Here is a 21,034-nt window from a genome sequence, read left to right as displayed (position 1 = left end):
AGTGCTAATTTCTACATTTAAAAATAGTTATTCAGCAAAAAAATTAGGAATTTAATTAAAAGTGTGAACTGTTTGTGATTGTGTAGAGAAACTGATAGGTTGGTTCAAAAAACTTCATTGATAATGCAAGTAAAGATATGTTAAAAATATCAACTAATCTGTATAAAACAAATTAAACCAACCATAATTTGTATTGAGTATTGGGGCGGGACAATAAATGGAAGATAAATTTCAAAATTTAAAGGTGATGGTGATTGACGATTCAAAAACGATTCGTCGTACAGCTGAAACGTTATTGCAGCGTGAAGGTTGTGAAGTCATTACCGCTGTTGATGGCTTTGAAGCATTGTCAAAAATTGCAGAAGCCAATCCTGATATCGTTTTTGTTGATATCATGATGCCTCGTTTAGATGGTTATCAAACCTGTGCATTAATTAAAAATTCTCTAAGTTATCAAAATATTCCAGTGATTATGCTATCAAGCAAAGACGGTTTGTTTGACCAAGCAAAAGGGCGTGTTGTGGGCTCGGATGAATATTTAACCAAGCCATTTAGTAAAGATGAGTTGTTAAACGCGATTCGCAACCACGTTAGTGCATAATAAAAGTTAAGATTGAGGAAAAAATGGCTCGCATACTTATTGTAGATGATTCACCTACAGAAACATTTCGCTTTAGAGAGATTTTGACAAAGCACGGTTATGACGTTATTGAAGCGACCAATGGTGCTGATGGAGTCACAATGGCTCAAGCTGAATTGCCAGATTTGGTGCTGATGGATGTGGTGATGCCAGGGATGAATGGCTTTCAGGCAACCCGCCAAATCAGTAAAGGTAAGGATACACAACATATTCCTGTTGTGATTGTTAGTACCAAAGATCAGGCCACAGACCGTGTGTGGGGTAAACGTCAAGGGGCTTGCGACTATTTGACTAAACCCATTGATGAACAGCAACTTATTGATGTCATTAAACAATTATTAAGTTAATTTTTTGCTCAAGTTGAGCCTTCTCATTACTCAATACGGGATAGGGTATGGCAGCAAATGGATTTATCGAATTGCTTCGTTTATCCAAGCGAGGCAATAAACAATACACTTCAACTCAAAATGAAGTCAGTCGTTGGTCTGGTATTGCATTTGAGATGTTAGGGCAATATTTTGTTGCGCCTTTAGGGGAAATTTCGGAGGTGATTTATCCGCCGAAATATACACCAGTACCAAATACTCAGGCGTGGGTAAGAGGTTTGGCCAATATTCGTGGACGTCTGCTTTCAGTTTCTGATTTAACACATTTTATTTCAGGGCAACGGAGTCAGTTTTCACCAACGCAAAAAGTGATTTGTATTAGCCATCAAGACCATTATGTGGGGTTGGTCGTCGATCAGGTTTTGGGGATTCAACACTTTAACAAAAAGAGTTTTTTCTCCCAGAATAATGATCTGGATAATAAGCTGAAAGATTATTGCCAAGGTCATTTCCATCAACATAATCAACAATGGCATGTGTTTTTATTGAGTCGTTTGTTAAGCAATCCTCAATATATGAATGCATCAATAAAATTTATAAACTAATTCTACGCTACGGAACATAAACGCGTATTCGGGGAGAAGCTGATATGGGCTTTAAACTTAAAAAAAAGAACGGCAATGGCGATAGTGCCGGGCTGAAAAAAGGCGGTGCGTTCTTCGATAATATTCGAACGCAACTTGACCAGTTTTCGCGCTTATTCGGTGAAACAGAGAAATCAAAACCGATTATCTATCGCGCTTTAATTGCTTTGGCCCTTGCAGTTATTCTCCTCATTTACTTATTCGTAAGTGTTCCTCGTTCGAATCAACTCACCCGTAGTCTCGGTGAGTTGCGTTTGTTATCACAAACCATTTCACGTCAAGCAACGGAAGCTACTGCATCTGGTACACCAGAAGCAATGAAGAAGTTGGTTGAGTCTGAAAAGCAATTTGCTGAAAACCTGAGTACTGTTGAAAGTGTGTACGGTAAAGGTTCGGATGAATACAAGAAGGTGAGTGGGCTTTGGGACAATGTTTCTAAAAACATTGACCTGATTGCATCGCAACAAAAAGTTATTAACCAGCTTTACGATACCAACATTTCGATTAGTGAAACCATTCCTGAGATTCAGGCTGAATATAACTTGATGGTTGATCAGATGGTACGTGAGAACATGCCGAGTAGTCAGGTAATCATTACCAAGAACCAGGTGTTCATTGCCGAGCGTATTTTACGTTCGATCAACTCGGTACTGGTGGGAACAGATAACTCAAACGTTTCGGCGAATGACTTTGGTGCCGATATTGATACCTTTGGTGTGTATCTAAATGCGCAGTTGAATGGAAGTGCTGAACTGGGTGTAGACCGAATTAGTTCTGCCGCTTTACGTGAATCTGTGGATAGTATTAAGTCTGACTACGATGCAGTATTGAAGTCTGCCGCAGCAACAGTACTTCAAAACGCCAATCAGATTGTTCGTGTACGCCAGGCATCTTCACAAATTTTCACCGAGTCAGATGCACTTCTTACTTCACTGAATGATTTATCGAATAAATCTGAAGGCGGCTGGGGCAATGTCTTTGCTGTTATTGTTTTAATTTTATCGTTAGCGGCATTGGTGTTCTTTGTATTACAACTCTTGATGTTACGTAGTAATACCGATAAAGAGCGCGTAACACGCTTACAAGATGAATATGACCGTAACCAAAATGCGATTTTACGTTTACTTGATGAAATTGCAGACTTAGCAGATGGTGACTTACGTTCATATGCAACGGTATCAGAAGATTTTACAGGTGCGATTGCCGACTCGATTAACTTTGCGATTGATCAGTTACGTGACCTTGTTTCCCGAATTACCGATACCTCGCAAGAAGTTGCACGTTATACCCAAGACACTCAGAACATTACCAACCAGTTGGCAGAGGCATCTGAGCATCAGGCACAAGAAATCGCAGGGGCATCTGCGGCAATGAACGAAATGGCATTGTCAATTGACCAAGTATCTGCCAACGCATCTGAGTCTGCTGACGTAGCACAACGTTCAGTACAAATTGCAACCAATGGTGCGCAAGTGGTAAACCGTTCGATTGAGGGGATGGATCACATTCGTGAACAGATTCAAGAGACTTCGAAACGTATTAAGCGTTTGGGTGAATCTTCACAAGAGATTGGTAACATTGTCTCGCTGATTAACGATATTGCCGACCAAACCAACATCTTGGCATTAAACGCTGCGATTCAGGCGTCGATGGCGGGTGAAGCGGGACGTGGTTTCGCGGTCGTAGCCGATGAAGTACAGCGTCTTGCAGAACGTTCTGCTTCCGCAACCAAGCAGATTGAAAGCCTGGTAAAAACCATTCAGACGGATACCAACGAAGCTGTAATCTCGATGGAACAAACCACGTCGGAAGTTGTCCGTGGTGCGAACTTGGCGAAAGATGCGGGGATTGCACTAGATGAGATTCAAACGGTATCGGGTGACTTGGCAAAACTGATTGCAAGTATTTCCGATGCAGCGAAACTTCAGTCTGCCTCAGCCAGTCATATTGCTACGACGATGAATGTCGTGCAGGAAATTACTTCACAAACGACAACAGCAACGTTTGATACAGCGCGCTCAGTATCTGAGTTGGCAAACATGGCTGAATCATTACGTGAGTCTGTAACTGACTTTAAGTTACCAGACTAAACCGAATTGGAAAGGCAGATGGGGGTGTCTGCCTTTCCATTTTTAAAGAGGTTGGATATCTCAACAAGATGATGGTGCAGTGGGACTACATCTTGTGTAATAGATAGACGTAATTTTTACCCACATTGGTGGATAAAAACGAAAGAAGCAGCTATGAAACAAATATTAAAAACGTTAGTTGAAACGATGACGCTTCCTGAAGACAGTTATCTTGAGCAAGATGCAGAGATTCTTGAGATTTTTATTGAAGAATTAGATGAAATCTTTGTTGAGTTAGAACCATTACTCGTTCAGTGGGCGGAACAACCACATCAGCAGAATGTGTTGAGCGATATTCGCCGCCACTTTCATACCTTAAAAGGTTCTGGAAGAATGGTGGGAGCTAAATCTTCAGGTGAGTTGGCATGGACAGTTGAAGATACGCTGAATCGTGTTATCGCAGGCACGATTAGCTTGAATGCAGATATTCAGCGTTATGTAGAAACAGTGTTCAATATTTATCGTTTTAAACTTTGTCATGATTTTAAAGCAGTTCAACAGCATTTAATCGACTTTAGACCTTTGGTCGTGTTGGGACAGCAATTACAACAACAGCAAAGTCCTGAACCAGCCTTAGCAGAATTACTTCATCTTGCGACTGATTTAACCAGTGAAGAGCAAATGACTGGACTTGAGCAGATGGAGGAAACAGCAACCGCTGATCTCGAACAGCAGCAGGTTGAGCCTGTATCTGAACTTGAATGGGCGGCACCGTTTGAAGATGAGGCACTGGCTAAAGAAACCTTGGCCATTTTCCAAGAAGAAGCCGAAGAACATCTAGCCACCATCGACCAATTTTTGCAGAATGATCGCCCAAATAATGACCATTATAATACCTTGATTCGTGCATTACATACCTTACGTGGCAGTTCTGCCATGGCGCATGTGAATCACGTTTTTGAGGCGAGCTCAAAAGTTGAGAATCTATTTAAAACCTTATTACAAGAAGAGTTGGATTCTAGTTCGGATGAAACGGCTTTGCTGACGCATTATGCGCAGTTTGTACGGGATTATTTGCATACATTAAAACAACAGGCTTCACAGCAGAAACTCGATGAAATCTATCAGACGTTTAATGTTGCATGGGACAGTTACGATTTCCAGCTTGAAGAAAAGAATGGTGCTGCAATAAGACCGCAAGGCTTGGTATCTGAGTTGCTTGAACTCAATATCAATGATCTTTTAGATGTTGAATTTGATTTTGAGAGTCGTGCCCGTCAGGAGTTCCCTCAATACCTGCAACTACTCAGTCAACAAACAGAGACCTTGTTACAGCATACGCATCATCATGCAACCATCGGGATGTATCAATACACCAGTCTGTTGCGTTCTAGCTATCAAGATCTGATTTTTAAGCCAAGTTTACTGCATTTGGATTATGCATTTGAGCTCTATCACCAAGTCCATCAACAGTTTATCCAGCTATTTGATACCTTGGCGGCGGGACAGCGCGTCACTTTAACCAAAGCACATGAACGTGTTTTAAATGAGTTGAGTTCATTTACACAACAAAATGTTGAATCTTTGGATGACATATCTGTTGTAGAGGAAGTAGATGCAGCTGAAGAAACAGCAGCGACTGAAGCTCATGTAAAAGCTGGTTCAGCTATTCAAACAACGGATTTTTCCAGTCAATTTGCGCTCGATAAACAGCAATTGCAGTCAAGTGAAGCAAACCGTGATTTTGACCCGGATCTTGTGGAGATTTTCCTTGAAGAAGCAGATGAACTGCTTGGCGGAATTGATACTGACCTGAACACTTGGGCAACTGATCATCAAAATATCAATGCGTTAAAGAATCTGATGCGTTATTTGCACACCCTAAAAGGGGGAGCAAATATGATTCAGGCACGTCATATTGGCTTGATTGCGCATGAACTAGAAACCCTCTATGAAAAGTTAATTAATCAGCAGATTCAAGCAACACCACAATTGCTTACAGCGATTCGTTCAGTTCAGGATGATATTGCCGATCGTATCCAAACCATTCGTGATCAGCAGGTGGATTATCCTGCCACGCATACTTTAGCTGTGCTTGAGCAGTTATCGAAAACAACAGTTGTTGCTGAGCAGCTTGAACGTGAAACTGTGCCAGTCACCGTGCCTGAGCAACTAAAAACAGCCGAAATGGAAGGCGATGATACGGAAGTTGCTCTTACTGCGACGCCACATAAGGTTGAATCGATAACGACGACGATTGATGTTACTGCATTTGCAGCGCAACTCGCGCTGGATAAGCAGCAGTTACCGTCTGATCAGGCCAACCGTGACTTTGATCCTGACCTGATAGAGATTTTTCTTGAAGAAGCAGATGAGTTGCTGGTCGGGATTGATGCGGATCTGAATACGTGGACGACGGATCATCAAGATATCAATGCCCTCAAAAACCTGATGCGTTATTTGCACACCTTAAAAGGGGGTTCAAATATGATTCAAGCGCGTCATATTGGTTTGATTGCGCATGAATTAGAAACCATTTATGAGAAGCTGATCAACCAACAGATTCAGGCGACACCACAACTGATTGCCATCATTCGTTTGGTACAGGATGATATTGCGGATCGTATCCAGACCATTCGTGATCAGCACACCGATTATCCATCGACCCATGTGGTGCAATTATTGCAACACGCTGATCAATCGGATGTTGCTTCTGTTGAGTCTGGGCTTGAAACAGCACTAGAGTTTGAAGGAGTTGAGTCGAGCCAAGTCGAGATTTCGCTGGAACAGCCTGAGCCTATCAAAACTGAAACGCTGGTCGATGAACAGCCTGTTGACGTTGAGTCTGTGTCTGAGCGGGTTGAAACCGAAGTTCTTGAGCATACTGTAGCGGCACAACTGCCGCAGACAGTGACGGGACCTACGGATGATGACGTTCGTTCTCTGGTTGAGCAAACCTTCCTTGAAGAAGCAGAGGAATTGCTGGAACAAGCACAAGGCTTATTGAAGCAATGGTTTGAGCAACGGGGTAACCGTAGTTTGTTGCTACAGTTACAACGTATTGCGCATAGTCTGAAAGGTGGTGCGCGTATGGCTGAAATGGATGCCATTGCGATTATCGCCTACCATTTAGAGAATGCTTTTGAGCAATTTGGTGTACATCATTTCAATTCGAATGTGTATGATAACCTGCTCAATACCGCATTGGCATGGTTAAATGATGCCATCTCTAAACGTCAATATGCAAATTTTGACGGCTTGAAACAAAGCTTGGAGAAGATGGAGTTTGTCGATGTATCTGCACAACTTCCTCAGAAGCTCTCGACCAAAGATATCTTTACACCTGAATTTACCATGGAGTTTGTGCAGGGGGATGGCACTGAACCTCCATCGATGTTGGGTGAGTGGGAAACCACGGAACGCATAGAACAGAACAATGAAATGATTCGTGTCTCTGCTGAGGTCATCGAGAAGATGATTGACCTGTCAGGGGAAAATGCGATTAACCGTTCACGTATTGAAATGGATTTGGGTCAGTTAGGCAGTACGTTGACGGAAATGGAATTGGCAATCAAGCGTTTGGCGGATCAGTTACGCCGAATGGAAGGTGAGTTGGAAAGCCAGATTATCGCCCGTCATGGTGGCGAAGAGGCACGTTATGCAGACTTTGACCCACTGGAAATGGACCAATATTCATCGTTGAATCAGCTCTCCAAATCACTTGCTGAATCGGCTTCGGATTTGGTTGATTTTAAAACGACACTGTCTGAAAAAATACGTGATACTGAAGGCTTATTACTACAACAGTCGCGGATTCAGGCTGAAATTCAAGAAAGCCTGATGCGTACCCGTCTGGTTCCATTCTCTCGTCTATTACCACGTCTGCAACGTATTGTGCGTCAAACGGCATCGACGTTGAATCGACCAACAGAACTGGTGGTGAACAATACTGAAGGTGAATTGGACCGTAGTATTCTTGAGCGGTTGGTTGCACCATTTGAGCATATGTTACGTAACGCGATTGACCATGGTATTGAAGATCGTGAACAGCGTTTACAAGCACAAAAACCAGAAACTGGGCATATTGTGTTGAACATTGGTCGCCAAGGGACAGATGTCGTGGTGACGTTCAGTGACGATGGTAAAGGGATTGATGTTAACCGCATCAAAGAAAAAGCGTTACAAACTGGCCTCATGACCAAAGATCAGAAACTGGATCAGGAAGAAATTCTACAGTTTATCTTCCATCCAGGCTTTAGTACGGCAACCCAAGTGACTCAAATCTCGGGTCGTGGTGTGGGTCTTGATGTGGTTCAGAGTGACATTAAGGCCTTGGGTGGTCATGTCAGTGTCGACTCTACGCTGGGTAAGGGAACAACCTTTACCATTCGCGTACCAACCACGGTTGCCGTCAGTGATGCCTTGATGGTAAAAGCAGGCGATCAGCAGTTTGCCTTCCCATTGGCTCAGATTGACCGTATTGTTCGTATCTCTCCATTGGCGTTAGAACAATACTTTGAAAGTCAGGATGACTATTTTACCATTGACCAAGAACGTTATCGCTTACGCTACTTATCCGAGTTCGTTGCAGGACAACCTGTTCCTCGCTTAAGTGGAGTGGTTCATTCTTTACCTGTGTTGTTGATTAAAGGTGCTCAAGGACAAACCACAGCCCTGTTGGTTGATCAACTGATTGGTTCACGTGGACAGATTGTCGTCAAACCGGTGGGGCAACAGTTCTCCAATATTGGGGTGATTGCAGGTGCAACGATTCTTGGTGATGGTCAGGTCTGTTTGATTCTGGATGGTCAAAATATTGCACGACAAGCGCAGTCTACTGCGCGGAGTAAGCAGGCAGATGAGACATATAGCAAACAGCGTTATGATGAGCGTCGCTTGATTATGATTGTCGATGACTCGGTGACCGTACGTAAGGTGACCTCACGTCTGTTAGAGCGTCAAGGTTATGATGTAGTGACCGCGAAAGATGGTGTGGATGCCATAGAACAGCTTGAAACCGTGAAACCAGACCTGATGTTACTGGATATTGAAATGCCGCGTATGGATGGTTTTGAAGTGTCGAATCTGGTACGCCATCATGAAATACACCGCGACTTGCCGATCATCATGATTACATCACGTACTGGTGAGAAGCATCGTGAACGTGCACTATCACTAGGCGTTAACCAATATATGGGTAAACCATTCCAAGAAGAAGCACTCTTGGAGAATATTGAAAGCTTACTTACGGTGCGCTAAGAGGTAAAAAATAATGGTTAAGAAAAGCGCAAACTCGGCGTTGGGACAAATTGACCAACAAGAGTTACAACATTTAATTACGGTTTCCACGGGGTTTATTGATGCATACATTATTGAATGTCATCAAAACGTACCCATGCTGTTGCCACAAAATATTGTATTGTCAGCAATGGATACTCAAACCAATGTTGATCATATTGAATGGCATGATTTAAAACTTCCTGTATACGCGGTCAATGATCCGATGCAAAAACAAGGTGTGGCCCTGGTTGTCGAAGGAGATGATGTATCACAACGCTTTGCCCTAGTTTGCAATCAAATGCCTGAGTCGATCCGTTTACGTATTTCGGAAGTGGTCGATGAAGAAGGTGAAGTTGACGATAGCAAGGTGTTTAAATATGTGAAGATGGGGGAAAACCGATTTTATGTCCCACATCTACAGAATATACAGACCCAACTTGGACTATAATAAAAAAGGAACTCATCAGAGTTCCTTTTTTATTTATACATTTTTATTTTAGGCAAGTAGTTCGACTAGAATTTGTTCGTAGATTTCAGCCAATGGTTCTAATTCTGCGACATTCACATGTTCATTGATTTGGTGGATTGTTGCATTCAATACGCCCAATTCAAGTACTTGTGCACCTGTTGGTGCAATGAAGCGACCATCAGAGGTGCCACCACTGGTTGAAAGTACGGTATCAATCCCCGTGACATTTTTAATCGCGGTTTTTGCCGCATTGACCAAGTCACCTACAGGCGTAAGAAATGGTAAGCCCGATAACGTCCACTGAATATCATAATGAAGGTGGTGTTGATCCAAGAGTTCGACTACGCGTTGTTTTAAGATATCCGCAGTCACTTCCGTTGAGTAGCGGAAATTAAACGTAACTTGTAATGTGCCTGGAATCACATTGGTCGCGCCTGTGCCAGCCTGAATATTGGAAATCTGGAATGAAGTCGCAGGGAAATATTCATTGCCATTGTCCCAGATGGTTTCACATAGCTCATTTAAGGCTTTAGATGCGGTATGGATCGGGTTTTCTGCCAGATGTGGATAAGCAACATGACCTTGCTTGCCGTGTACAGTTAACACGGCATTGAGTGAGCCACGACGGCCATTTTTAACGATATCGCCAAGTTGATTGGTACTCGATGGTTCACCGACCAAGCACCAGGTCATTTTTTCATTACGTGCTTCCAATGTCTCAACCACTTTCACCGTACCATTGATCGATGGGCCTTCTTCATCAGAAGTGATTAAAAAAGCAATTGAACCTTTATGATTTGGATGTTTAGTCACAAAACGTTCAGAGGCAACCACCATGGCAGCCAAAGCAGTTTTCATATCAGCAGAACCGCGACCATATAATTTACCATCACGAATACTCGGTAAAAATGGATCGGAATTCCATGCATCTAAATGGCCCGTTGGAACAACATCAGTATGGCCTGCAAAACAGAATACCGGACTTTCAGTACCACGACGTGCCCATAAATTATCGACATCTTCAAAGCGCATGTTTTCGATGTTGAAACCAATTTTTGCTAAGCGTTCTGCCATGATATTTTGACAATCATGGTCTATCGGGGTGACAGAAGGTTGGCGTAGGAGTTGTAAACTAAGTTCGAGCGTATCGGAGTGATTCATGCGAGATGGAGCTAAATCTGGTGAAATGTGAACCGATATAATAGGGGAATATTGTGGAGAAAGGTATTAAAAATAAACCTTATCTAGGTCTAGATAAGGTTTGGTAAGGCGGGTTGTATCGAATTACATTTTATTTTGCGTTTTTTCAGCCGTTTGAGTTACTTTGTCACCAGCTTTAGATACATCCTTACCGATACCTTTAAATGTATTACAACCAGTTAAAACAAAAGCAGTCATGATTGAAGCAACTAAGATTTTTTTCATCATCTTCTCCGTTTAAATGTAATTATGATGTACTTAAGAGGCTAAAAAATTTAGCATTAAATGAACATAAGGGTTTGATGGTAAATGTGTTATAAAATGTTACTCTATGAACTAATGAGTTTGTTTAGGTTTGCTAAACAATAATGAGGGCTGGCGAAACATATAAAACACAGGAGTCGGTGAATCCTGATAATAAAGACCATTGCTCCACCAGACTGCTGTTTCAGAAGTGGGGTACCGATCGGGACAAAGCCATTCATGCCGCTGTAAGCGATAATAAGCTGTTTCAGGAAGATCAGTGCCCCAATGACCTAAACGCCTTGAGGTGTTAATCCAGCAAGGCAGGTTGAGGTGGTGGGATTCTGCTGGAAGATATAACTGTCCCTTCATCACCGCAAATTTGCGTTGGATCTGATGATGATTTGCTTCAGTAAACTGGAACTGACGCTCGGTAAAATGTTTTAATTTACGCTGTAAAGTATCTTCTCGGTTCAGTCCATACCACTGTGCTAAATCTAGCTCGCATTCACCTAAGTAGTATTTTAAAGCCACTTCCCAGTGCTCTACTTCTTGAGTGTCTTGATTAAGCAGTAAAAAATCAAGTTCGCCTAATGTGATAGCACCTGCAATTTTTTGAATACTATGTCCAAGGAGCTGGTACGGATGATAAGCGTCATCTAATAACCAAAACCACAATAGATTTTCAAAACGCAAACCAAGCCGAGTACTTTTGAGTTGCGCCAGAAAATCAATTAAGGGTTGGGGCTGCTGATCAAGTTGTTTTAAGCGGTTTTCATAACCTAGATAGTGATCTAGCCAGTTCTGATTTGAATGAAGCTCAAAAGGATGCTTAATGTTTAAATCAGGTGGAATTTGAGCCAAAATATTCGGACTGGCAATACAAAATGCTAAATGTCGTACGATGGGGTGCTTAAACTGTAACCACGGCTCAAAATAGCAAGGGGTGGCAATCATCTTAGACATGAAGTCACTCAATCATTGAAATAATAGGTTAAGTTTAAGAAACGACACTAAAAACGCTTTATACTAGCACGGTTGTAAACAGGTGTTGGTTAATGGCTCAATGAAAACTTTGTTCTGGCGTAGTTTGGTCGTATTTTTTATTACGTTGGGAATCATTGGGGCGATTTTACCGGGAATGCCCACGACAGTATTTCTGATTCTTGCCGCATGGGCTGCTTCCAAAGGTTGGCCTGAAATGGATGCGTGGTTACTCAATCATCCTAAATATGGTCCGACCTTACGCAACTGGCGTGAACATGGCACTGTGCCACGTAAGGCAAAATGGATTGCCAGTATCATGATGTTGATTAGCGGTATTTTGATGCTGTTTACCAATGCGCCATTTTGGGTCAAAGTCTTTACCGATGTCACCATGTTTATTGTTGCGGTATGGTTGTGGTTACGCCCCGAGCCTGAGCAGCGTTAAGAAAAGCAACGCTTTTTAGCTGCGCAAGACGAGCAGCTATGCTGCAAGTGGCGAGTTAAGCAAAGCAACGCTTTGCCCGAAGCGCAAGACGAGCAGCTATGCTGCGAGTGGCGAGGATAAACAAACTTAAAGCAACGCTCTTGCGAAATGTATTTCTCATGCGCAAGACCTTGCGCCAAATATCGCTATTTGCTGCGAGCGACTAAAACTTCGCAACAATAAGAATAGGCTTTAATACAAGAGATGAAATAAAGGCTGGCAATGAGAAAAAATACAAGGGTTGTGCGTTTATACTTATATTTAAAACTCACCCATGATTAAAACTACGGAAAAGTACAAGAAAAAAGCGCCCGTCTATGTTGAAATGAAGTTGTTCCATCCGTTATTGAGATAAAAATGAGCTATACCTTAGATCAGGCAGATATTGTCATTGATTTAGCACAACAAACATTACATTTGCCAAAACAGAATAAATTTTATGTGATCTCTTCTGGGAAGAACGGTATTGGTGAACAGGAGAATAGCGGGAAAACGCCTCGAGGTTGGCATCAGGTCGCACAAAAGATTGGTGAGGATGCACCTAAAAATGCCGTATTTATTGCACGTCAGCCCACAGGGGAGGTCTATGACCAGCAATTGGCTCAGCAATTCCCGCAACGTGACTGGATCTTATCGCGAATTTTATGGCTGGATGGTTTAGAGGAAGGCTTTAATCATGGAGAAGGGCACGACACGTTTAAGCGTTATATCTATATTCATGGGACACCCGATACAGAACCGATGGGGATTCCCATGTCGCATGGGTGTATTCGAATGAAGAATGATGAAATTCTCGAACTATTTGGACTCGTTTCTGAGCAAGCGCTGGTTTATATCTCAGAACATGCCATCGAAAATGAGCTAAGAAAATAGCAATAAGTGCTTAAATAAAATACGGAAATGTAGGTTTTTTCAAGGAATTACTTATTTTTTAATCACTCGTGCGGTTTTTTTGGAAAAGAATGGCAAAAGCGTTTGACAGGCTGTAAAGATTCTCTATAATGCACCTCACAAACGATGAAGACGTTAAGGGCGCTTAGCTCAGTTGGTAGAGCGTCTGCCTTACAAGCAGAATGTCGGCGGTTCGATCCCGTCAGCGCCCACCAAACCTTTACGTTAAGACTCAAGTGCAGCGGTAGTTCAGTTGGTTAGAATACCGGCCTGTCACGCCGGGGGTCGCGGGTTCGAGCCCCGTCCGCTGCGCCACTTAAGTTTTAATCGTCGTTTGCTGTGATTGCAAAATTATCGTGCAGCGGTAGTTCAGTTGGTTAGAATATCGGCCTGTCACGCCGAGGGTCGCGGGTTCGAGCCCCGTCCGCTGCGCCACTTTAAGATTGCAAGAATAGCTAGAGTTGATTAGATAGGATTAACATCCTTGATATTCAGACAGATTTTAAAGTTATACTTTAAGTTTGTTACCTCGCTCAGGGCGCTTAGCTCAGTTGGTAGAGCGTCTGCCTTACAAGCAGAATGTCGGCGGTTCGATCCCGTCAGCGCCCACCATAATTTGTGACACTTACTTCTGTTTGGAAGTAATACCGTGCAGCGGTAGTTCAGTTGGTTAGAATATCGGCCTGTCACGCCGAGGGTCGCGGGTTCGAGCCCCGTCCGCTGCGCCATTTTCTTGATATCATTTTAAGAGAATGTTAGTTTTAACAAGTATCTTTATACTTGATCTCTGATACGAGATGCCATTAGAAAAATCAAAGATTTTTCTCTTGCGCTCAGACAAAGCTTCGCTTTGTTGATCCTCGCTCAGGGCGCTTAGCTCAGTTGGTAGAGCGTCTGCCTTACAAGCAGAATGTCGGCGGTTCGATCCCGTCAGCGCCCACCATATTTCTCCTCGAATTCCTCATTGTTGTAATCAAGACTAAGTTATTTTATTATTAGCATTAATAATGATTCTAATAAGACTTACTCTATGAGAAACCCTTATCAACGCAAGGCTGCGTCGAAATCTCAAGCTACCCCCGTCAATTCTTCGCTCAAAGAGAGCTATCGTCAATTTATTCAAAATATTATTATACAGCGTCAGGTGATTGCGCTCTATCATGACGGTTGGGCACTATGCTCAACACCATCTGGCCAGCATGCTTTATCGGTTTGGCAGAGTAAAAGCTTGGCAAAGTTATTGATTAAAGACAATTGGGTGCAATATGAGATTCAGGAAGTCTCCTTATTGGCGTTTATTGAAAAAATAATTCCCTTTCTAAAAGAAAATAATACGATTTTATCTCTGGACTTGACCCCGGAAGGAAATAATATCTTGGTTTCCCCAGATGCTTTATTATTGGATATTAATAATTTTCTGTACCAAATCTATTTGCAACGTCCAGATGTATTTGCTGAGCTAAAACTTCCGTTACCACGCGATATTCGTTTGCATAACTCAGCATCATCTTGAGATCGGGAGGAGCGTCCTCAATCAATATTCATTGAGTAGCCAACCACTGGCATAGGCGAAGTATTCTCTTAACCATGCGTTGTAGCGTGTTGCCAAAGGTGTGCTTGCACCAAGCATGGTAATATCGCGATAGCCTTGTTTCTTGGCAATGGCTGCTGCACGTAAGGTATGGAAATCGCTGGTCACAATTGCAATCGGCTGTTGAATGCTAATCTGTTGTGCCTGCAATAACTGCTGGCTATTTTTAAGATTAAGTTCGGTGCTGGTGCTTTGATCTTCCAAAATGATTTGAGAGGCAGGAATCTGATAGCGCTGTTGTACATAGTTTGACATGACGATGGCTTCACTCTGGGTTTCGCCAAAATCAATACCGCCCGTCATCACCAATTTAGCTTGTGGTTGAGCCAAAGCAATCGGGGCAGCACGATCCAGTCGTTTGGCCAGCGTCGCAGAAGGTTGCCCATTTTCAATACCGCTCCCCAATACAATAATAGCCTTAACAGGAGAGATGGTTTGCGCTTGAGTATTATTGTGAGAAAGATAATCAAAGAAATAGCCTAAGCTAACAACCCAGATCCAGAAGCACAGCCAGCCAAAGCGCCAAATCGAGTGCAGGCGAAAATGATAGAAAAAGAAACGCTCAATATGATAATAAAAATAAGCGTAAAGACAGAAAAATAGACCAAGCAGTAAGGGGAGTACTGTTCCGATATGAATCTTCTTAAAGGCGATGAGAATGGCGCCATCTAAGAACAAGACTGAACCGATAAGGGCTAAAACAATACGAACCCATGAACTTATTTGCATAATCTTAATTGTAGTCGATTTGAATCGTGCTAAGTGTATGCAAAATTCTGAGAAAGGCAAATTCTCTTATGGTCTGATGAAAAAAACGAGTGACTAGCACTCGTTTTTTAGATCGGACAAAATTAATAAACATCGCGACGATAACGTCCCGCCTGCCTTAATTCATCTACTGTTTCCTCGCCGAGAATATCATTCAACGCTTGATCGACCCCACTTGCCATGCCTTCAATACTGCCACAAACATAGATTACGGCGCCTTGCTCAATCCATTTTAGCAATTCATCGGCATTGCTGCGTAAGATATCTTGTACGTAGATACGTTGTTCTTGGTCGCGGGAAAAGGCGAGGTCCAAACGTTGCAAGCTCCCCATGTTTAACCAAGCTTGAATGGTTTCCTGATAGAAGAAATCACGTTCGCGTTGACGTTCACCAAAGATCAGCCAGTTGGCGGTATAGTTTTGTCGATTCCGTTGCTGTAATAAACTCATGAGTCCAGCAATGCCTGTTCCATTACCAATACAGATAATTGGACGGTTATCGCCAATCAGATGGAAAGATTCATTGGTGCGAATACGCAGAGCAATTGTTTGTTTTAGTTGGGCAAACTCCGTGAGCCAACCTGAACCTAGACCAAGTTGACCTTGTTCATCCTGTTGTTGACGAACCACCAGTCGTAATATTTGCTGCGAAGGAATGCTGGCAATCGAATATTCACGTGTCGGTAAGCTTGGAAGTTGTTCCAATAAATATTCAAGCGTACTGAAAGGTTTGATCTCGACCCGTAAATTCTTATCCCAAAGCAGCTGTTCAATTGTTTGACTCAATGACTCAACCAGACTGTTTGCTGGAATTTGATATTGGATCAAGAAATTTTGAATTTCAGCTAAACTATTGGCTGGTTGTATCTCCGCAATATCACCTGCATGCCAAGTCATATCTGAAGTTGAGCTGAGCTCGATGTTATAGGCGGCTTGTCCTAAGCTATTCGGATTGAGCAATGTGCGTTTAGCGAGAGTCCATTGATCAAACACTTTCTCGATATTCATGGCATGTAGTTCATGCTTGGTCACGACTGAAAGGGCCTGATTCCAGCGTTGAATATCGTTGGCATTGGCATTATCGACTTCGATTAAGTCAAATAATGCTTGGGCTTTGCATTGTTTTAGCCACGTATCAACAGCATAACCAAAGCTACAATAGCTATCTGGGTATTCTTTTGATCCCAGCGCAAGCACTGCATATTGCATTTGGCTGAGGTCGAGGTCTTGTTGCATCAGTTTTTTGCTAAAACTGGCGGCAAGATCGGGTGCTTCACCTGTGCCATAGGTACTGATTACAAATAAAACCTGTACTGCTTGTAAAAGGTCTTGCTCCGTCAATTGTTGAATCGGTTTGACTGTGGTTGGCTGCTGCGCTTCTTGCAAGCTGGTTGCTGTACGCCAAGCCAATTGTTCAGCCACGCCTGTTTGCGATGCATAAGTAATCAGCCAAGGTTTGGCATTCGGATCAATTGGCTGTGCGCTGAGTGATTGACGGGCTGCGAGAGTGAGTTTCTTCTGCTTGCGACGTTTTAGATAGAGCATCCAGCCTGTTATAAAGAACAGTGGCATTGCCAATGAAGCCAGCATGGCAATAAATTGATAGGTTGAACCAAAGAAGCTACCCCGATGTACAGGCAGCATACTGCTCATGATTTTTTCATTGAGCTTTTTGTCTTCATACAGTTCAAACTTTTCAAATTTATTTTCTTGATAGTTATAGACCGCTTGATTGCGTGCGCGCTCATGCTGAGGAATGGCATCAACAAAGGAAAGCTCAACTTTAGCATCTTCACGTTTTGGAATATTCAGGGTCAAGCTTGAGTATTCACGGCCGATCTGTGCATTTACTCCAGTCCATGTTTGCGTCAGGATGGTGCTGACCTGTGCTTTGGCCAGTTCTGGTGGTTTATCTTTGCCGCGTTCATTATTATGCTGATTGCGTTGTGGTTGTTCAACGCCCATGACTTTGAACATGCCGGCACGCCACCAGTCATAAGACCAATATAAGCCAGTACATGCAAAGAGCAGATAGAACACCACTACCCAAGTTCCAACTACAGCATGCAGATCCCAAATAAAATTACGGCCTTTCAGTTTGGGTTTAATAAAGAACCATTGTTTAAAAGTGTGTTTCTTTGGAAAGCGTAGATAAAGCCCACTCAAAACAAAGAAAATCAGCATCAATGTAGATGCGCCAGTAATCTGCGCACCGAACTCACCTGCGGTTAAATTACGATGCAAACGCTGAATAAATTGCAGCGTGTCACGCCCCTTAATGTCGGGTAGGACTTCTGCGGTATAAGGGTTAACCATCATATTGTAGCCACGACGTGCACCTTCTTTTTTAATATTGACGGTAGAAGAGACTGTGGGGTCTGAAGCGATAGTAATGCTGTTAATTTCAATCTCGGGTTGTTGCTGATTGAAATGTTGATACAGCTGGGCAGGGCTAAGTTTAGGTGTTTGAGCAACTTCAACGACATAGCTGTCTTGGTTGATCCACTTTAGAATTTGCGGTTCGTATGAGTAGATTGCACCCGTGACTCCCATTAAAGAGAGAATCAGCCCTGCGGTAATCCCTAAAAACCAATGGATCTGAAAGAAAACTTTTTTAAACATGGTCAAAAAATGAAAAGATAATGGAATTCATGTAAAAAATTATAACCCAAGAATAAGAACATAATATGGATTTTGTAGGTAATATTGATTTTGATTCTCATTTATTTTATGGGTATAAAAATTTATATCACCTTGGATATTGGTTACGTATTTTTACTAGTAAAACTGATTGGTCTGTATACAGGTGGCTTTTATTGTTTATAATTTAGTTAAATTAAAAACAATGATAAGAATATCTATATGCCTCTGGCTATAATTGTGCAAGGATGCAAGACAGATCATGGTGGTGTGGTTATACAAGGACACCCAAGTATTTCAATTAATGGTATTGGCATGGCGGGCAAAGGCTATATGGTCGCCTGTCCTAAATGTAAAGGTGTGTTCCCAATTTCTGAAGGCGCAGAAAACTTTATCCTGCCTGATGGTAATCCTGTCGCTTTGGCTACGATGAAAACGGCATGTGGTGCAACCCTCCTTCCAAGTTCATTTTTGGTGGTTGTAGACCCAAGCTCACCCTTTGGTTCTCAACTGATGGGGAATCCTAATGATGAAGGTGAAGATACAGTACCACCACCTGAAGATCATACAGGGCGGTTTCAATTGGTTGATCAAAATACAGGACAACCAATTACGAATCGTCGTGTAAGAGTCACTTTAGCTGATGGTACCAGTACGATGTATGCAAGTGATGATCAAGGCTTTACTGATTGGATTTATACGCCTTCTGAGCAAGAAATTCATCTCAATTTAGTGGATGAATTAGACAATGGCTGAACAAGGAAAACCTCTTGGAACATTAAAAACGGCACCTGCTCAACTTCAAACAATTAAAGTTGTTGCTATTGGAAATGATCAACTGGACCCACAAGACAAAGAAGTGATCTGTAAGGCAATTTGCTATTGTGAACCGTACCGGGTTTGTCGGAGACTTTTTTATTTAAGTTAGGCCACCTGACCTAACGGGTTAATCTTATCATAGTACATTGCTTCAAACTCAAAAGGCGATACATAACCCAGTGCACTGTGTACACGCTTTTTATTGAACCAATCTACCCAGTTTAGTGTCGCAAGTTGTACATCTGCTAAACCTTGCCAATCTGCTTTTAAATATTCAATCACCTCTGTTTTGTATAAGCCATTCACCGTTTCAGCCAGAGCATTATCGTATGAATCACCTGTCGTACCGACTGATGCTCGTAAATTTGCAGCATCTAAACGATTGGTATAGCGAATAGAAAGATATTGAACACCTCTATCGGAATGATGAATCACATTCTTTGGCATGCCTCGATCGTGCAATGCTTGCTCCAATGCATCGAGCACCATATCTGTATTCATCCGTGTAGATACTTTCCATCCAACAATTGCTCGTGAGAACACATCAATAATAAAGGCGGTATAGACCCAGCCTGAATGTGTTTGAATATACGTAAAGTCACTGACCCATAATTGGTCAGGTCGATCAGCACTAAAATTCCGTTTCACTAAATCATCTGCTCGTTTTTGATCATCTCGGCTACGGGTGGTTTGTTTATTCTTACCACGCCAAACACCTTGTATACCTAGCTTTTGCATCAATCGAGCAACTGTACAACGTGCAATAACATAACCCTCACGTTTCAATTTTTGCCAAACTTTACGTACACCATATCGACCTGAACTTTCTTTCCAAATACGTTTGATTTGCTCTGCATGATGTAAATCATGCAGAGCACGTTTCGCTCGATGTTCTGGGTTATCAACGAAATCTAAAGCCCGATAATAGGTCGAAGCTGCAATCGGTAAAATTCTACAAATCGCTTCAACACCATATAACGCCTTATTGTTATGGATAAAATCCACCATTATTTGTGTGGGCGGTCGAGCTCCGCCTGGGCGAAAAAAGCGGCTGCTTTACGTAGAATTTCATTGGCACGTTTTAATTCTTTAATTTCACGTTCCATTTGCTTCATTTTTTCTTGGTCAGATACCTGTTGTACTTTGGCGGGATTTTGTTGATCTAAGTATTTTTGATACCAAACACGAAGTGTTTCAGGAGTACAGCCAATTTTAGGAGCAATTGCGGAAACTGCTGCCCAATTCGATGGATAATCTTTTTCAGATTCAATTAGTAATTGAACCGCTCTTTCTCTAATTTCGGGGGTATAGTTTGGTTTTTTCATCGGAATAGTCTCTCAGAATATTGAGTCTCCGACAAACCCGGTACGGTTCAATTGTGATGCCAGACCCAATAAAGGTAAGGCAGGGCATAATCAGTACCAATCATGCGTATCTGAGCGTTTAAAGGAACTAGAACGCTTCTTGGGGCATCATAGCCCTTATAAGCCCGAAGTAAACTATGACATGCATAAAAATCCCCCTGAACCCATCATGGACAAAGGAATTTTAACTAAGGCTCATGATTATCTTCCAGGATGGATTAAAAAATACTGGGAAAAGGACAAAGGCTATCCTTATGAGGCTGGCGAAGGTATGATTCGACGCCCTGATGTTGTCATTGTCAATGACCCGACCAAACCGCCCACACAAGACAACATTAAGCATGTCGTTGAAATTAAGTTTGGTACTGATGATTTTGGAAAAACTCAAAAAGAGGAATATGCAAAGATTGCAGGCAATCGACATAAAGTTAAACAGCTAGATGAGAATGAATGTGATTGCGGTAATGAAAAAGACGATAATGCAAGCGAAGTATCGACTGCAGCAGCTTGGGCTGCTGCAATAGCTGGAACACTTTTATATTTTATTTCCAGAGGAAAAATCCCTCGACCACGTTTCCCATTACCTAAACCAACACCAGCTTGGTAATTTTGGACAAAGT

The 21,034-nt window shown here is 42.3% G+C and carries 18 protein-coding genes, 6 tRNA genes and 1 other annotated feature; of the genes, 18 read left to right on the top strand and 6 right to left on the bottom strand.

What is annotated here, in order from left to right; all coding sequences use genetic code 11:
• Positions 1–217: 217 nt before the first annotated feature.
• The 6 genes from pilG to F895_RS01830 all read left to right on the top strand — a co-directional run bounded on the left by pilG (position 218) and on the right by F895_RS01830 (position 9,407).
• Entirely contained in the window at positions 218–601 is a 384-nt protein-coding gene (gene pilG, locus F895_RS01805; RefSeq protein WP_005244059.1) for a twitching motility response regulator PilG, read from the top strand.
• Positions 602–624: 23 nt separating this feature from the next.
• Positions 625–987: a response regulator gene (locus F895_RS01810; protein ID WP_004652355.1), complete on the top strand. Its 363-nt coding sequence runs from the start codon at positions 625–627 to the stop codon at positions 985–987.
• Positions 988–1,034: 47 nt separating this feature from the next.
• Positions 1,035–1,571, top strand: coding sequence for a chemotaxis protein CheW (locus tag F895_RS01815; protein ID WP_005244057.1), 537 nt, complete (start codon positions 1,035–1,037; stop codon positions 1,569–1,571).
• A gap of 44 nt (positions 1,572–1,615) precedes the next feature.
• Positions 1,616–3,700: a methyl-accepting chemotaxis protein gene (locus F895_RS01820; protein ID WP_005244055.1), complete on the top strand. Its 2,085-nt coding sequence runs from the start codon at positions 1,616–1,618 to the stop codon at positions 3,698–3,700.
• Positions 3,701–3,853: 153 nt separating this feature from the next.
• Positions 3,854–8,938, top strand: a complete 5,085-nt coding sequence (locus tag F895_RS01825) for an Hpt domain-containing protein (RefSeq protein WP_005244053.1) — start codon at positions 3,854–3,856, stop codon at positions 8,936–8,938.
• A gap of 13 nt (positions 8,939–8,951) precedes the next feature.
• The gene (locus F895_RS01830) at positions 8,952–9,407 is read left to right on the top strand and encodes a hypothetical protein (RefSeq protein ID WP_005244051.1); all 456 of its coding nucleotides are present in this window, start codon (positions 8,952–8,954) and stop codon (positions 9,405–9,407) included.
• Between the two features lie 48 nt (positions 9,408–9,455).
• Here F895_RS01830 and dapE read toward each other — a convergent pair whose 3' ends face one another.
• From dapE to F895_RS01845, 3 genes are all read right to left on the bottom strand, one after another.
• A complete protein-coding gene (gene dapE, locus F895_RS01835) occupies positions 9,456–10,589 on the bottom strand; it encodes a succinyl-diaminopimelate desuccinylase (protein WP_005244050.1) in 1,134 nt (377 codons plus the stop codon).
• A gap of 123 nt (positions 10,590–10,712) precedes the next feature.
• Positions 10,713–10,856, bottom strand: a complete 144-nt coding sequence (locus F895_RS01840; protein WP_168926886.1) for an entericidin A/B family lipoprotein — start codon at positions 10,854–10,856, stop codon at positions 10,713–10,715.
• 108 nt (positions 10,857–10,964) lie between these two features.
• Positions 10,965–11,837, bottom strand: a complete 873-nt coding sequence (locus F895_RS01845; protein WP_005244048.1) for a DUF1853 family protein — start codon at positions 11,835–11,837, stop codon at positions 10,965–10,967.
• A 100-nt stretch (positions 11,838–11,937) separates the two neighbouring features.
• Here F895_RS01845 and F895_RS01850 point away from each other — a divergent pair, with 100 nt between their 5' ends.
• The 9 genes from F895_RS01850 (at position 11,938) to F895_RS01890 (ending at position 14,746) form a co-directional block, all read left to right on the top strand.
• Positions 11,938–12,303, top strand: coding sequence for a YbaN family protein (locus F895_RS01850; RefSeq protein ID WP_005244046.1), 366 nt, complete (start codon positions 11,938–11,940; stop codon positions 12,301–12,303).
• 396 nt (positions 12,304–12,699) lie between these two features.
• Positions 12,700–13,215 (top strand): cell wall-recycling L,D-carboxypeptidase ElsL, encoded by a 516-nt coding sequence (gene elsL / locus F895_RS01855; protein WP_005244045.1) that lies wholly within the window; start codon positions 12,700–12,702, stop codon positions 13,213–13,215.
• A 157-nt stretch (positions 13,216–13,372) separates the two neighbouring features.
• Positions 13,373–13,448, top strand: a tRNA-Val gene (locus tag F895_RS01860).
• A 23-nt stretch (positions 13,449–13,471) separates the two neighbouring features.
• Positions 13,472–13,548 (top strand) — tRNA-Asp (locus F895_RS01865).
• Positions 13,549–13,591: 43 nt separating this feature from the next.
• Positions 13,592–13,668 (top strand) — tRNA-Asp (locus F895_RS01870).
• Between the two features lie 101 nt (positions 13,669–13,769).
• Positions 13,770–13,845 (top strand) — tRNA-Val (locus F895_RS01875).
• A 39-nt stretch (positions 13,846–13,884) separates the two neighbouring features.
• Positions 13,885–13,961: transfer RNA gene (locus tag F895_RS01880), tRNA-Asp, on the top strand.
• 139 nt (positions 13,962–14,100) lie between these two features.
• Positions 14,101–14,176: transfer RNA gene (locus F895_RS01885), tRNA-Val, on the top strand.
• Between the two features lie 87 nt (positions 14,177–14,263).
• The gene (locus F895_RS01890) at positions 14,264–14,746 is read left to right on the top strand and encodes a DUF2750 domain-containing protein (protein WP_005244044.1); all 483 of its coding nucleotides are present in this window, start codon (positions 14,264–14,266) and stop codon (positions 14,744–14,746) included.
• Between the two features lie 21 nt (positions 14,747–14,767).
• On the opposite strand, the gene F895_RS01895 is transcribed toward F895_RS01890, so the two are convergent.
• Positions 14,768–15,553, bottom strand: coding sequence for a YdcF family protein (locus F895_RS01895; protein WP_005244043.1), 786 nt, complete (start codon positions 15,551–15,553; stop codon positions 14,768–14,770).
• A 122-nt stretch (positions 15,554–15,675) separates the two neighbouring features.
• Entirely contained in the window at positions 15,676–18,213 is a 2,538-nt protein-coding gene (locus F895_RS01900; protein WP_005244041.1) for a PepSY domain-containing protein, read from the bottom strand.
• 240 nt (positions 18,214–18,453) lie between these two features.
• Here F895_RS01900 and F895_RS01905 point away from each other — a divergent pair, with 240 nt between their 5' ends.
• Both F895_RS01905 and F895_RS01910 read left to right on the top strand, forming a co-directional pair.
• Entirely contained in the window at positions 18,454–18,987 is a 534-nt protein-coding gene (locus F895_RS01905) for a PAAR domain-containing protein (protein ID WP_005244039.1), read from the top strand.
• Entirely contained in the window at positions 18,980–19,159 is a 180-nt protein-coding gene (locus tag F895_RS01910) for a hypothetical protein (protein WP_005244037.1), read from the top strand. The genes F895_RS01905 and F895_RS01910 overlap by 8 nt, the downstream gene beginning before the upstream one ends.
• On the opposite strand, the gene F895_RS01915 is transcribed toward F895_RS01910, so the two are convergent.
• A protein-coding gene (locus tag F895_RS01915) for an IS3 family transposase (RefSeq protein WP_107114716.1) occupies positions 19,156–20,375 on the bottom strand; the annotation gives its coding sequence in 2 pieces (ribosomal slippage) (positions 19,156–20,099 and positions 20,099–20,375; 1,221 coding nt in all). The genes F895_RS01910 and F895_RS01915 overlap by 4 nt on opposite strands.
• Positions 19,984–20,100, bottom strand: a sequence feature (AL1L pseudoknot). It overlaps the preceding gene by 117 nt.
• A 208-nt stretch (positions 20,376–20,583) precedes the next feature.
• Between F895_RS01915 and F895_RS01925 the strand changes: the two genes are divergently transcribed.
• Complete coding sequence (locus tag F895_RS01925) at positions 20,584–21,021, top strand: VRR-NUC domain-containing protein (RefSeq protein ID WP_005244036.1); 438 nt, start codon at positions 20,584–20,586, stop codon at positions 21,019–21,021.
• Positions 21,022–21,034: the final 13 nt, after the last annotated feature.

Origin of the sequence: Acinetobacter sp. CIP 64.2 (assembly GCF_000369645.1) — a bacterium.
Lineage (GTDB): Bacteria > Pseudomonadota > Gammaproteobacteria > Pseudomonadales > Moraxellaceae > Acinetobacter.
This window is presented reverse-complemented; position numbering and strand designations above follow the sequence as displayed.